Raw genomic sequence first — 12536 nt, forward strand, 5'->3', positions numbered from 1 at the left:
GATGCACATCGATGAGGAGACACGGACCGCCATCCACCGCCTGTGGGACGAGATGGCCGAACTGCCCGCCTCCGCCCCCGAAGTCTGCCTGAACAAACTGTTCACCGAGATCAGCGCGCTGATCGACTCACGCCACGGCCCGTGGCTTTCCTCCCTGCGCCTCGCCGACGACGCCGACAACGACCCGCTGCTGGGCTGGCGGGCGCGTTCGGTGTTCTTCCACGGTGAGCTGCCGGCGGACCAGCAGGCCTACACCGGCGCGGTGAAACGGCTCGACAAGGGTATCCCGGACGAATCCACCTACAACCATGTGCGCCGTGCCGGGGAATTCCGCGCCACCCTGCTGGTGGACCACGTCTCCGAGGGGTTCTACTCCGGCGACCACTACATCCACCATTATCTGGGGCGCGGCATCACCGACCGCCTGTTCGTGGTGATGCCGGTGAACGAGGACGTGGAAAGCTACTTTATGTTCGACCGGCCGCGCGGCCAGCCCGATTTCACCCCCGCAGGACCTGGAAATCGCCAGCTACGCCCTGCGCAGCCTGGGCTGGCTGAACCGGCAGATCCACCTCAGCTACGGCCAGCTGATGGCCGACGCCCCGCTCACCCCCACCGAGCGCGGCGTGCTCAAGCATATGCTGGCCGGCAGCGCCGAGAAAAACATCGCCGAGGCCATGGGCCAGAGCCCGCACACCACCCACCAGTACGTGAAAACCCTGTTCCGCAAATTCAATGTGCGCAGCCGCGCGGAGCTGACCGCCCTGTGGCTGGGACACAGTTGACAGCCCACCGCCGACCCCAAACAATGTGCAGCCAATAAGCAACGAAACGACTTCCTCTTGGACAGTTTCTCCGACGGGTGGCTGATCACCGCCCTGATCATCCTGATTCTCGGCTCCGCCTTCTTCTCCAGCAGTGAAACCGGCATGGTGGCGATCAACCGCTATCGCCTGCGGCATCTGGCCCGCCAGGGGCACCGCGCCGCCGTGCGGGTGGAGAGCCTGCTGCGCCGCACCGACCGCCTGCTGTCGGTGATCCTGATCGGTAACAATTTCGTCAACAACTTCGCCGCCACGGTGGCGGCGATCCTGGCGATCCGCTGGCTGGGCGACAGCGGCGCGGCGGTGGCGCCGGTGGTGATCACCCTGGTGATGCTGGTATTCGCGGAGATCACCCCGAAAACCTACGCCGCGCTCAAGCCGGAGCGCATCGCCTTCCCCGCCAGCGTGGTGCTCAAGCCCCTGCAGGTGCTGCTGGCGCCGCTGGTGTGGTTCGTGAACGGCATCAGCATGGTGTTCCTGAAGCTGGCCGGCGCCCAGACCCGGAACAGCGACGACGACCACCTCAGCCCCGAGGAGCTGCGCACCGTGGTCAACGAGGCCGGCGGCCTGATCCCGGAAAAGCACCAGAAGATGCTGCTCAATATCCTGGATCTGGAAAGCGTCACCGTGGAAGACATCATGATCCCGCGCAACGAGATGGTGGGCGTGGACATCGACGACGACATGGATGAGATCATGTCCACCCTGCGCGCCAGCCAGCACACCCGGCTGCCGGTGTACCGCAGCGACCCCAACAACATGCTGGGCCTGCTGCACCTGCGCAAACTGAGCCGGCTGCTGCTCAAGGAAGACATCAACAAAGCGGAGCTGATGCAGCACACGGTGGAGCCCTACTTCGTGCCGGAAGGCACTTCGCTGAACCGTCAGCTGATCAATTTCCAGAACGCGCGGCGGCGCATCGGCATCGTGGTGGACGAATACGGCGACGTGCTGGGGCTGGTGACGCTGGAGGACATCCTCGAGGAGATCGTCGGCGAATTCACCACTGACCTGGCCGCCACCAGCCAGGACATCCACCCCCAGGAGGACGGCAGCCATGTGATCGACGGCGCCACCCACCTGCGGGAGATCAACCGCTCTCTGGACTGGGACCTGCCCACCGGCGGGCCGCGCACGCTTAACGGCTTGATCCTGGAGTACCTGCAGGATATCCCCGACGCCAACATCTCGATCCGCGTCGGCGACTACCTGATCGAAATCCTGCAGGTGAAGGACAACATGGTAAAAGCCGCCAAGGTCCGCCACGCCTCAAACGAGCCCGAGGCCCCCTAAAACCGGCACCCCTGTGCGAGCGGGCCCCGCCCGCGAAAGGCCGGCTGCGCCGGCCGGCAGGATCCCAGAGACCTACACTCTGTCCGCGTCCGGCGCCCCCACCCAAGCGAAAATATCCCCTTCATGCCGCTCCACCAGCCGGTAGCCTTCGTCGATGGCTTCCCCGGCGCGGTGGAAGTCCATCAGGGCAAAATCCTCCAGCAGCGGGATCAGGGTGACTTCCGGCGGATCGCCGGCCATCCGCGAGCGGGTGATGCGGTCCTGCATGATATTGACGCTGGACGCCACCACATCGAAGAAGCCCGGCGGGCCGCCATCCTGGGACGAGAAGTAGTGGGTCATCTTCTGCCACAGGCTGCGATCCTCGTCGCTGTCGCCGCCCTCCGGCGGTGTCTGGCGGGACAGGTGGGCGCCCACCAGCTGGGCGTTCAGGTTCACCGCGATCACCACATCGGCGCCGAACGCCCGCGCCGCCGACACCGGCACCGGGTTGACCAGGCCGCCGTCCAGCATCCAGCGCCGCTGGTGCTGCAGGGGCGAGAACAGCCCGGGCAGCGCGCAGGAGGCGCGGGCGGCGTCCAGCACCGGCCCCTTGCTGATCCACACTTCGCGGCCGCTTTTCATGTCCGTGGCGACGGTGACGAACCGCTTTTCCAGGTCTTCGATATTGGGGTTGCTGTGCAGCTTCTCGAAAAAGCCGAACAGCTTTTCCCCCTTCACCACCCCGCCGGAGAAAGTGAAATCCATCAGTCCGAAGACGTCCTTGGTGGTCAGGGTGCGCACCCAGTCACCGAACTCCTTCAGCGCGCCGCTGACGTAGGCGCCGCCCACCAGGGCGCCGATGGAGGTGCCCGCCACCACGTCGATTTCGATGCCGCGCTCTTCCAGCGCCTGAATAATGCCGATGTGCGCCCAGCCCCGGGCGGACCCGCTACCCAGCGCCAGCCCCACCCGGGGACGGGCGGGCAGTAACGGCTGCTCCTTCTCGCTCACGGCTGCTCTACCCCTCTCACGGCCTGGTCCACCCCTCTCACGGCTGCTCCTTCGTCACCATGCACGGCGCCGGTTCGCCGGCCATGCGCTGCTGGCAGCGGACCAGCACCTCACGGCGCTCCTCCACGGGCAGCAGGCCCCAATAGCTGATCTCGCGGCCGGTACGGAAGCACCCCACGCAGATATCGTCCCCGTCCAGGGCGCAGATCGATACGCAGGGCGACACCGGAGCTTCCGGGAATTCCGGCCGGTTATTGAAAGCGTTCATCGACTTCCAGGTGCTCATCGAAGTGTTTGGCGTGGGCCGCGTAGTGCTGGCTGCTCATGGTCAGCATCGCCTTGTGGCCGTCGGAGATCTCCTTGACCACCTTGGCCGGCGCGCCCATCACCAGGGAATTATCGGGGATTTCCATGCCCTCGGGCACCAGGGCGTGGGCGCCGATGATGCAGTTCTTGCCGATCTTCGCCTTGTTCAGCACCACCGCGTTGATACCGATCAGGCTGTTATCACCGATGGTGCAGCCGTGCAGCATGACTTTGTGGCCGACGGTGACGCCGTTGCCGATTTTCATCGGCACGCCCGGATCCACGTGCAGTACGGAACTTTCCTGCACGTTGGTGTTGTCACCGATCTCGATCAGGTCGTTGTCGCCGCGGATCACCGCGCCGAACCAGACGCTGCTGTTGGCGCCCAGCACCACCGAACCGATCACCGTGGCGTTGGGCGCCACCCATTGGCCTTCACCGCGCATTTCCACGCGGCGGCCTTCCAGTTTATAGATCATTTTTCACCCGTCAGGTCGAAACGCACATCGGCGTCGTACACATGATTGATCAAATCCAGGATCATAAAGGCGGTCAGCCCCCAGATCCGCTTGTCCTCGTAATAGTAGCTGGGCATGCACAGGCGGCGGCCGTAAAAGTCGATCGGCGGCGACAGCTCCGGCTCTTCTTCCAGAAAAAAGCTCAACGGCACCTGGAAGATGGTCTCGATCTCGCCGGGCTCGGGGGTCAGATCCACCCCGGCCCGCACCACGCCCACGAACGGGGTCACCTTCATGCCGAACCGGGACGCCAGCGGCGACAGCTGACCGATCACCTCCACTTCACGCTGGGCCAGGCCCACCTCCTCGTGGCTTTCTCGCAGGGCGGTATGCAACAGATCGCGGTCGCCGGGGTCCCGTTTGCCGCCCGGAAACGCCACTTCGCCGGCGTGGGTGGGCATGCCCTGGGCACGGACCGTCAATATCAGTTCCGGGTCGGGCTGGTCCACGAACGGCATCAGCACGGCCGCTTCCGGTAGCTCCACCGGTAAGTCATTGAAAGGATAGGCCGACATGCGCTGCCGGAGTTTTTCTAGCACGGGGTACTCCCAGTTTTATTTCAAACACCAGTTTGAACAGGCCTCGCGCACCGGGCAAGGCCGGATGCCCTCTATTCACGGCGGAGCCCGTGAAAACGCCCTAATTGCCGATCCACCGCCAAGCCATTAGGCTGTCGTTTCCTCATCATGCCGGCCGGCGGCCAGGCTGCCCGATGAGGCTCCATAAGCAGGCGAGAGCATCAATGAAATATTGCAGCCATTGCGGCGAAGAGATCCTGTTCTCCATCCCCGAAGGGGATAACCGGCCCCGCTATTGGTGCAACCACTGCGGCGTGATCCACTACCAGAACCCGAAAATCGTGGTCGGCGCGATCCCGGTCTGGGAAGGCCGCTTCCTGCTCTGCAAACGCTCCATTGAACCGCGCATCGGCTACTGGACCCTGCCCGCCGGCTATATGGAGAACGGCGAGACCCTGCAGGAAGGCGCCGCCCGGGAAACCTGGGAGGAAGCCTGCGCCACCGTGGCCATCGGCGACCTGTACACGGTGTTCAACCTGCCGCACATCAACCAGGTTTACATGTTCTTCCTCAGCGAGATGGTTAACGGCGACTTCGCCGCCGGCGACGAAAGCGCCGACGCCGGGCTGTTCTCCGAGGATGAGATTCCCTGGGACGAGCTCGCCTTCCCCACCATCGGCCGGACGCTGAAGTTCTTTATCCAGGACCGCGCCAATGGCAATGAGTTTCCGGTGCGCACCCAGGATATCCCGCCTTTGAAGCGCAAACCTTCGCTGGACGACTGAACTTGTGAGAGCGGGGCCTGTGGGAGCGGGCCTGAACCTAGCCCGGCAGGTCCTCGAGCCGCCACAGGTCGATGGCGGGCTCTTCGTAGGGGTGCGCCAGCCGCAAGGCGCTGAGGGCGGCTTTGAGGTGGTCTTCCATGCAGATGGTTTCCACCCGGAATTCGCGCACCGTTTCGATCTCGCCCTGGCCGCCTATGTAGGGGTCACTGCCTTCCAGGGGCCGGAACTGCCCCTGGCCGGCAACCTGAAAGCTGCAGCAATCGTAGTTGCCGATGCGGCCGGCGCCGGCCTCGAAGACGGCGTTCTTCACCGCTTCGGCATGCTCTTCGGGGACGTAGAAACAAAGCTTGTAGACGGTCATCGGGCCTCCCTGGCGGACCGCCCGGGTTCAGGCGGTCTCGCGGTCGTTGTCGGCGGGCTCGGCCAGGTGCGCGTAGGCGTCGCGCAACTGATAGTTGCCCTGGGATGAAATCCACACGCCGGTGGCGGACACGGTCTGGGTGTCGCCGGCGAACACCTTGGCTTCGGTGAGCAGCTTGCGGCCTTCCACTTTGGTCACGCGGGACTCAAAGCGGATCTCCGTATTCAGCGGCGTGGGCGCCATATAGCGGATGTTGAGCGTGCCGGTCATGCCCAGGCCGGTGACGAAATCCTGACACTTGGCCATCAGCATATCCAGGGCCAGGGACAGCACGCCACCGTGCACCTTGCCCGGCGGGCCCATGAACAGCCGCCCGAAGGTGGCGCGGCCGCGCACGGTGTCGCCGTCCAGCCACAGCTCCAGCGGCGGCGACAGCGGCGTCGCCTGGCCGGTCAGGATTTCAAAGTCGGCCATATCCAGCGCGTCCTGGCGGCTGCCCTTGCCGACAATCAGCCGGCCAAGAATATCGCGCATGCTGCGATGGCCATGTCCTTCCAGGCGTTCACGCAACGCCCGCGCCTGCTCAGTGTACTCCGCCAGCGCCGCCTCATCCGCGTCCAGACGTATCAACTGCTCACTGATCGCCTTCAACTCGCTGGCCAGCTCCCGACGCCGCTCGGACACCGCCGTCGGCTCCGGCGACTCCGCGATCAACATATCAAAATAGTTATACATCTCGTCCGCCATACTCCCCCACTCCAATCCCGCAAAAGCGCCCAGTCTTTTGACTTCGCCTTTCGCTATCAACTATCAATTATCAACTATCAATTGCCTCTACCCGACCCACTTCCGCGCGTTAGCAAACAACCGATACCAGGGCCCATTCTCAAACCGGCGCCAATCATCCGGGATCCAGCTGTTCTGCAGCACGCGGAACACCCGCTCCGGGTGCGGCATCATGATGGTGGCCCGGCCATCGCGGGAGGTGAAGCCGGTGACGCCCTGGGCGGAACCGTTGGGGTTGGCGGGGTACTGCTCCGCCGGGTTGCCCAGGCTGTCCACGTAGCGCAATGCCAGCAGCCGCTGTTCGATGTTGCGGTTGAGATCCTGGTCGCTGATCTCGGCGCGGCCTTCGCCGTGGGCCACGGCGATCGGCAGGCGGGTGCCGGCCATGTCACGCAGCAATACGGACGGCGAGTCCTGGATCTCCACCAACGAGGTGCGCGCCTCGAACTGCTCGCTCAGGTTGCGCACGAAGTGCGGCCAGTGCTCGGCGCCGGGGATCAGATCCTTGAGGTTGGACAGCATCTGGCAGCCGTTGCAGACCCCCAGCGAGAAAGTGTCCTCACGGAAGAAGAAGCGGTTGAAGGCGTCGCGCAGACCCGGGTTGTAGAGAATGCTCTTGGCCCAGCCCTCCCCGGCGCCCAACACGTCGCCGTAGGAGAAGCCGCCGCAGGCCACCAGGCCTTTCATGTCATCCAGGCTGACGCGGCCGGCGAGCAGGTCGCTCATGTGCACGTCCATGGCGCTGAACCCGGCGCGGTCGAAGGCGGCGGCCATTTCCATGTGGCCGTTAACGCCCTGCTCGCGCAGGATCGCCACCTTGGGGCGGGCGCCGGTATTGATGAACGGAGTGGCCACGTCCTCGCTCATGTCGAAGGTGAGCCGCACGTTCAGGCCCGGGTCGTTGGAATCGGCGATCGATTCGAACTCCTGGCGGGCGCAGTCCGGGTTGTCGCGCAGCGCCTGGATGCGGTAGCTGGTCTCGGACCACAGCCGCTGCAGGCCCCAGCGCGGGCGTTCGCGCAACACCGCGCCGCCCAGGCGCAGGCGCACCACGTCCTCGTCGTTGACGGTGCCGACACTGTGCACGCAGCCGCCCAGACCGGCGTCCTGGTAACGCTGGCGCACCGCCTGCACGTCGGCGGCGCGCACCTGGATCACCGCGCCGGCCTCCTCGGCGAACAGCGCCGCCACGGCCTCAGGGCCGTCACCGGCGATGTTGTCCAGCACGATGTCCACGCCGGTGCGGCCGGCGAACGCCATCTCCGCCAGGGTGGTGAACAGGCCGCCGTCGGAGCGGTCGTGGTAGGCGAGCAGGCGCTCTTCCGCCAGCAGCCGTTGGGTCACTTCGAAGAAGGCGATCAGATCGTCGGCGTCATCCAGGTCCGGCGCCACATCGCCGACCTTGCCGAACACCTGGGCCAGCGCCGAGCCGGCCAGGCGGTTCTTACCCCGGCCCAGGTCGATCAGCAGCAGCTCGCTGTCCAGGCCGGTTTTGAGCTGCGGCGTGGCGGTCAGGCCGATGTCGGTGACGTTGGCGAAACCGGAGACGATCAGCGACAGCGGCGCCACCACGCTCTTGTCGATGCCTTTTTCCTGCCACAGGGTGCGCATGGACAGGGAGTCCTTGCCCACCGGGATGGCGATGCCCAGCTTCGGGCACAGCTCCATGCCCACCGCTTTCACGGTTTCGAACAGGGCCTGGTCCTCGCCCGGGTGGCCGGCGGCGGCCATCCAGTTGGCGGACAGGCGGATCTGGCCCAGCGAGCCGATGTGGGCGCCGGCCAGGTTGGTGAGGGTTTCCGCCACCGCCATGCGGCCGGAGGCGGCCGCGTTGACCAGCGCTACCGGGGTGCGCTCGCCCATCGCCATGGCTTCACCGGTGCGCTGGTTGTAACCGGTGGCGGTCACCGCGCAGTCGGCCACCGGCACCTGCCAGGGGCCGACCATCTGATCACGGTGCACCAGGCCGGTCACCGACCGGTCGCCGATGGTGATCAGGAAATTCTTGGAGGCCACCGTGGGCAGGCGCATGACCCGCTCGATGGCGTCCTTAAGCTCAATGCCTTCGGTGGTGAACGGCTGGCGCTCGAAATCTTCCCGGTCGTAGGCGCGCTGCATTTTCGGCGGCTTGCCGAACAGCAGGTCCATGGGCAGGTCCACCGGCGCGTCGCCGAAGTGGTCGTCGGCCACCTCCAGGTGTTCCGCTTCGGTGGCCTCGCCGAGCACCGCGAATGGCGCGCGCTCGCGCTCACACAGCGCCTCGAAGCGCTCCAGGTCCTCCGGCAGCACCGCCAGCACGTAGCGCTCCTGGGCTTCGTTGCACCAGATTTCCACCGGGCTCATGCCCGGTTCGGCGCTGGGGATGGCGCGCAGCGACAGTTTGGCGCCCCGGTCGTGGTCGTGGACCAGCTCCGGCAGCGCGTTGGACAGGCCGCCGGCGCCCACGTCGTGGATCGACACAATCGGATTGTGCTCGCCCAGCGCCCAGCAGCGGTCGATCACTTCCTGGACGCGGCGCTCGATTTCCGGGTTGTCGCGCTGCACCGAGGCGAAATCCAGCGCTTCGTCGGATTCGCCGCTGGCCATGGAACTGGCGGCGCCGCCGCCCAGGCCGATCAGCATCGCCGGGCCGCCGATCACGATGATCTTGGCGCCCGGCGGAATCGGTTTCTTGTGCACGTCGCCGTCACGCACGTTGCCCAGGCCGCCGGCGATCATGATCGGCTTGTGGTAGCCGCGGCGCTCGTCGCCGGCCACGCCCGGCGCCTGGATTTCCAGGGTGCGGAAGTAACCGCACAGGTTGGGCCGGCCGAACTCATTATTGAAGGCGGCGCCGCCCAGCGGCCCGTCGATCATGATGTCCAGCGGCGAGGCGATGCGCCCGGGGCGGCCGTAGTCGTCTTCCCAGGGCTGGCGGAAACCGGGGATGCACAGGTTGGACACGGAAAAGCCGGTGAGGCCGGCCTTGGGCTTGCCGCCGCGGCCGGTGGCGCCCTCGTCTCGGATCTCGCCGCCGGCGCCGGTGGCCGCGCCGGGGCGTGGGGCGATGGCGGTGGGATGGTTGTGGGTCTCCACCTTCATCAGCATGTGCACCGGCTCGTTGCGGTAGCGGTACTCACACGGATAGCCGGCGTTGCCCGGGTCCGGGTAGAAGCGGTCCGCCACCGGGCCGGCCACCACCGCCGCGTTATCGCTGTAGGCGCTGAGCACGCCCTCGCTGGCGTGCTTGTAGGTGTTGCGAATCATGGCGAACAGGCTGAGGTCCTGCTCCTGGCCGTCGATGGTCCAGTCCGCGTTGAAGATCTTGTGGCGGCAGTGCTCGGAATTGGCCTGGGCGAACATCATCAGCTCGGCGTCCGAGGGGTTGCGCCCCAGGGCGGTGAAGCGCTCCGCCAGATAGTCGATTTCATCCTCCGCCAGCGCCAGGCCCAGCTCGCCGTTGGCGGTGGCCAGCGCCTCGCGACCGCCGCCGATCACGTCCACGCTGGTCAGCGGGCGCGGCCGGTGGTGGGTGAACAGCACCTCGGCGTCCTCCAGCCGGTCGAGCACCGCTTCCACCATGCGATCGTGCAACGCCGCCGCCAGCTCGCCCCGGTCCGCCGGACCGTTGAGCTTGAGCCGGTACTCAATGCCGCGCTCCACCCGCGCCACCTTGGCGAGGCCGGCGTTGTGGCAGATGTCGGTGGCCTTGGACGACCACGGCGACACCGTGCCCGGGCGGGGCACCACCACGAAGGTTTCACTGCCGCTCTCTTCCACGGCCGCGTCTTCCAGGCTGGGGCCGTATTCCAGCAGGCTGTCGAGCACCTGGCGCTCGCGCTCATCCAGCCCGGCGTCGCCCTCCGTTGGAGACAGCTCCACGAAGTGCACGAAACGGGCGGACAGAGCCTCTGCCTGGGGCAGAGCCTCCAGCAGTTTTTCCTTTCTAAACGCGGATAGGGCCGGGCTACCGGGGAGGATCAGCATGGGGTCGGCTTTTCCTTTACGTGCAGGGGGAGAAATAAGGATCGCAATGATAAGGGATGGCCGCCCGAATTCCTATGCGCGCGCCGCGGGGGCCGAAAAGATGCAAGCAAATATGATTGTTGGACAAAAATGATGGATTTTTGACCAGTTCCGATGGTAGATTCGCCGCGCACACGTGATGTAGGTCACAGCCGACCCGGGGGCGAGCGCCCCGATTTCCGGGTCCGGCGATGGACGGCACGGGCCGTACCGACCTGTCTGGAGTACACCCAGCAGAGGTATCAACGGATATGACAGTGCTACAACGGCTTCGCGGTTTCCTCCGCCCCGGCCGACAGCTTATCGCCCCGCTCGCGCTGCTTGGCGCGGTCGGGCTGATGGTGGCGATGCGCCCCACCCCCACCGCCCTGGAACGTGTCCAGGCGCGGGGCGAGCTGGTGGTGGCCACCCGGCCCTCACTGACCACCGTCTACCGTGACCCCAACGGCCTCACCGGCATGGAATACGAGCTGGCGCGCGGCTTTGCCGAGCGCCTGGGCGTGGAACTGCGCCTGCTGGAGGTGGACAGCACCTCCGACCTTAAATACGCGGTGCGCCGCGGTAAGGCCGATCTGGCCGCATCCGCCCTGCTGGCCGGCCACGACGGCGACCAAGCGCTGCGCTACAGCACCCCCTACCAGAACGTGGACACCCTGGTGATGTACCGCCTGGGTGACCAGCGCCCCGCCGAGATCACCGACCTGATCGGCAAGGAGGTGCTGGTGCGCGCCGGCAGCCGCCACGCGGACATGCTGGTGGCGGCGCAGCTGGACCACCCGGAACTGAGCTTCGAGCAGGTGGAGAACGCCACCGCCGAGCAGTTGCTGGCCCTGGTCGAGCAAGGCGACGGCGACTACGCCCTGATCAACTCCAACGCCTATGCGATCCACCGCTCGCTGTTTCCGGACCTGGCGTCCGGCTTCACCCTGAGCGTGGATCAGGGCCTGGCGTGGGCGTTCCGCGCCAACGACGACCGCAGCCTCTATCTGGCGGCGCAGCGCTTCTTGACCCAGGCCAAGGCGGACGGCACCACCACCCGGCTGGCGAACCGTTTCTACGGCCACGTGGACCAGTTCAACCTGTACGCGGCGCGCAGTTTTATCCGCCATATGGACGACCGCCTGCCCAGCTACACCGCCCAATTCCAGGAAGCGTCCGTGGACGCCGGCTTCGACTGGCGCCTGCTGGCGGCGATGGCCTATCAGGAATCCCTGTGGGACGCCCAGGCGATCTCCCCCACCGGGGTCGAGGGCCTGATGATGCTGACCAACCGCACCGCCCGGGAAATGGGCGTCTCCGACCGCACCGACCCGGCCCAGAGCATCCGTGCCGGCGCCGCCTACCTGCGTAAGCTGCACGACCGGGTGCCGGACCGCATCCAGGAACCGGACCGCACCTGGATGGCGCTGGCCGCCTACAACATGGGTATGGGCCACCTGGAAGACGCCCGCGTGCTCACCGAGCGCCAGGGCGACAACCCGGACCTGTGGCAGGACGTGAAAACCCGCCTCACCCTGCTCGACGACCCGGCCTACGTGAACCAGCTGCGCTACGGCGCCGCCCCCGGCGGCCAGGCGGCGGTATACGTGCGCCATATCCGCCGCTACTACGACCTGCTGGTGTGGGCCAACAACTCCGACCGCCACCGCGCCAACATGGTGGCCCTGGCGGACTAGCGGCGCTGGCGGAAAAAGTCGCGCAGCAATTGCGCGGCTTGCTCCGCGCAAACGCTGCCGGTCACTTCAATGCGGTGGTTGTAGAAACCGCGCTCGGGCAAACCCAGCTGACTTTCACAGACCCCGGCCCGGGGTTCCCGGGCACCGTACACCAGCCGCGCGATGCGGGCGTGCATCAAGGCGCCGAAGCACATGGTGCAGGGCTCAATGGTGACGTAGAGGGTGGCGCCGGACAGCCGGTAATTGCCCGCCCGGGCGGCGGCGTCACGCAGGGCGTTCACTTCCGCGTGGCCGGTGGGATCATGGGCGATGATCGGCCGGTTCCAGCCCTCGCCGATCACCTCGCCGTCACGCACCACCACCGCGCCCACCGGCACTTCCCCTTCCCCGGCGGCGCTTTCCGCCAGCGTCAGCGCCCGGGCCATCCAGAATTCATCGTCTTGCGCGGTCATGGTGATCTCCCTGCGTTCC

General features: G+C 66.2%; 12 protein-coding genes. 4 read left to right on the forward strand and 8 right to left on the reverse strand.

Translation table 11 applies throughout. From position 1 onward, the window contains the following. Position 1 precedes the first annotated feature (1 nt). Positions 2 to 823 (forward strand): hypothetical protein, encoded by an 822-nt coding sequence (locus ISO4_RS17340; protein WP_228547992.1) that lies wholly within the window; start codon positions 2 to 4, stop codon positions 821 to 823. A gap of 19 nt (positions 824 to 842) precedes the next feature. Next, a complete protein-coding gene (locus tag ISO4_RS07425) occupies positions 843 to 2117 on the forward strand; it encodes an HlyC/CorC family transporter (protein ID WP_194855739.1) in 1275 nt (424 codons plus the stop codon). 72 nt (positions 2118 to 2189) lie between these two features. Here ISO4_RS07425 and rssA read toward each other — a convergent pair whose 3' ends face one another. The 4 genes from rssA to ISO4_RS07445 are packed head-to-tail and all read right to left on the reverse strand — an operon-like array spanning position 2190 to position 4473. Then, positions 2190 to 3110, reverse strand: coding sequence for a patatin-like phospholipase RssA (gene rssA / locus ISO4_RS07430; RefSeq protein WP_194855740.1), 921 nt, complete (start codon positions 3108 to 3110; stop codon positions 2190 to 2192). 37 nt (positions 3111 to 3147) lie between these two features. Further along, positions 3148 to 3378, reverse strand: a complete 231-nt coding sequence (locus ISO4_RS07435) for a DUF1289 domain-containing protein (protein WP_194855741.1) — start codon at positions 3376 to 3378, stop codon at positions 3148 to 3150. Beyond that, the gene (locus ISO4_RS07440; protein WP_194855742.1) at positions 3362 to 3895 is read right to left on the reverse strand and encodes a gamma carbonic anhydrase family protein; all 534 of its coding nucleotides are present in this window, start codon (positions 3893 to 3895) and stop codon (positions 3362 to 3364) included. The genes ISO4_RS07435 and ISO4_RS07440 overlap by 17 nt, the downstream gene beginning before the upstream one ends. Further along, positions 3892 to 4473 carry a CoA pyrophosphatase gene (locus ISO4_RS07445; protein WP_323745350.1) on the reverse strand — a complete coding sequence of 194 codons (582 nt, stop codon included), beginning with the start codon at positions 4471 to 4473 and terminating at the stop codon, positions 3892 to 3894. Before ISO4_RS07445 ends, ISO4_RS07440 begins: the two co-directional genes overlap by 4 nt. Positions 4474 to 4676: 203 nt before the next feature. On the opposite strand from ISO4_RS07445, the gene ISO4_RS07450 reads away from it, so the two are divergent. Next, a complete protein-coding gene (locus ISO4_RS07450; RefSeq protein WP_194855743.1) occupies positions 4677 to 5237 on the forward strand; it encodes an NUDIX hydrolase in 561 nt (186 codons plus the stop codon). Between the two features lie 37 nt (positions 5238 to 5274). On the opposite strand, the gene ISO4_RS07455 is transcribed toward ISO4_RS07450, so the two are convergent. From ISO4_RS07455 to purL, 3 genes are all read right to left on the reverse strand, one after another. Next, positions 5275 to 5598 (reverse strand): Nif3-like dinuclear metal center hexameric protein, encoded by a 324-nt coding sequence (locus ISO4_RS07455; RefSeq protein ID WP_142948579.1) that lies wholly within the window; start codon positions 5596 to 5598, stop codon positions 5275 to 5277. A 27-nt stretch (positions 5599 to 5625) separates the two neighbouring features. Continuing rightward, entirely contained in the window at positions 5626 to 6345 is a 720-nt protein-coding gene (locus ISO4_RS07460; RefSeq protein ID WP_142948578.1) for a PaaI family thioesterase, read from the reverse strand. A gap of 87 nt (positions 6346 to 6432) precedes the next feature. Beyond that, positions 6433 to 10350, reverse strand: a complete 3918-nt coding sequence (purL, locus tag ISO4_RS07465; protein ID WP_142948577.1) for a phosphoribosylformylglycinamidine synthase — start codon at positions 10348 to 10350, stop codon at positions 6433 to 6435. 290 nt (positions 10351 to 10640) lie between these two features. On the opposite strand from purL, the gene mltF reads away from it, so the two are divergent. Next, positions 10641 to 12065, forward strand: a complete 1425-nt coding sequence (gene mltF / locus ISO4_RS07470) for a membrane-bound lytic murein transglycosylase MltF (RefSeq protein ID WP_142948576.1) — start codon at positions 10641 to 10643, stop codon at positions 12063 to 12065. Here mltF and tadA read toward each other — a convergent pair. Further along, complete coding sequence (gene tadA, locus ISO4_RS07475) at positions 12062 to 12517, reverse strand: tRNA adenosine(34) deaminase TadA (protein WP_194855744.1); 456 nt, start codon at positions 12515 to 12517, stop codon at positions 12062 to 12064. The two genes, mltF and tadA, sit on opposite strands and share 4 nt — an antisense overlap. Positions 12518 to 12536: the final 19 nt, after the last annotated feature.

The organism is Alloalcanivorax venustensis ISO4 (genome assembly GCF_015356855.1).
In the GTDB taxonomy this organism is placed as follows: Bacteria; Pseudomonadota; Gammaproteobacteria; order Pseudomonadales; family Alcanivoracaceae; genus Alloalcanivorax; species Alloalcanivorax venustensis.

What these genes read in the sequence shown, in the direction of transcription:
- ISO4_RS07460 (WP_142948578.1), bottom strand. Translation starts at nt 6,345, where the DNA reads ATGGCGGACGAGATGTATAACTATTTTGATATGTTGATCGCGGAGTCG.
- ISO4_RS07455 (WP_142948579.1), bottom strand. Translation starts at nt 5,598, where the DNA reads ATGACCGTCTACAAGCTTTGTTTCTACGTCCCCGAAGAGCATGCCGAA.
- purL (WP_142948577.1), bottom strand. Translation starts at nt 10,350, where the DNA reads ATGCTGATCCTCCCCGGTAGCCCGGCCCTATCCGCGTTTAGAAAGGAA.
- mltF (WP_142948576.1), top strand. Translation starts at nt 10,641, where the DNA reads ATGACAGTGCTACAACGGCTTCGCGGTTTCCTCCGCCCCGGCCGACAG.
- ISO4_RS07440 (WP_194855742.1), bottom strand. Translation starts at nt 3,895, where the DNA reads ATGATCTATAAACTGGAAGGCCGCCGCGTGGAAATGCGCGGTGAAGGC.
- ISO4_RS07435 (WP_194855741.1), bottom strand. Translation starts at nt 3,378, where the DNA reads ATGAACGCTTTCAATAACCGGCCGGAATTCCCGGAAGCTCCGGTGTCG.
- ISO4_RS07450 (WP_194855743.1), top strand. Translation starts at nt 4,677, where the DNA reads ATGAAATATTGCAGCCATTGCGGCGAAGAGATCCTGTTCTCCATCCCC.
- ISO4_RS17340 (WP_228547992.1), top strand. Translation starts at nt 2, where the DNA reads ATGCACATCGATGAGGAGACACGGACCGCCATCCACCGCCTGTGGGAC.
- tadA (WP_194855744.1), bottom strand. Translation starts at nt 12,517, where the DNA reads ATGACCGCGCAAGACGATGAATTCTGGATGGCCCGGGCGCTGACGCTG.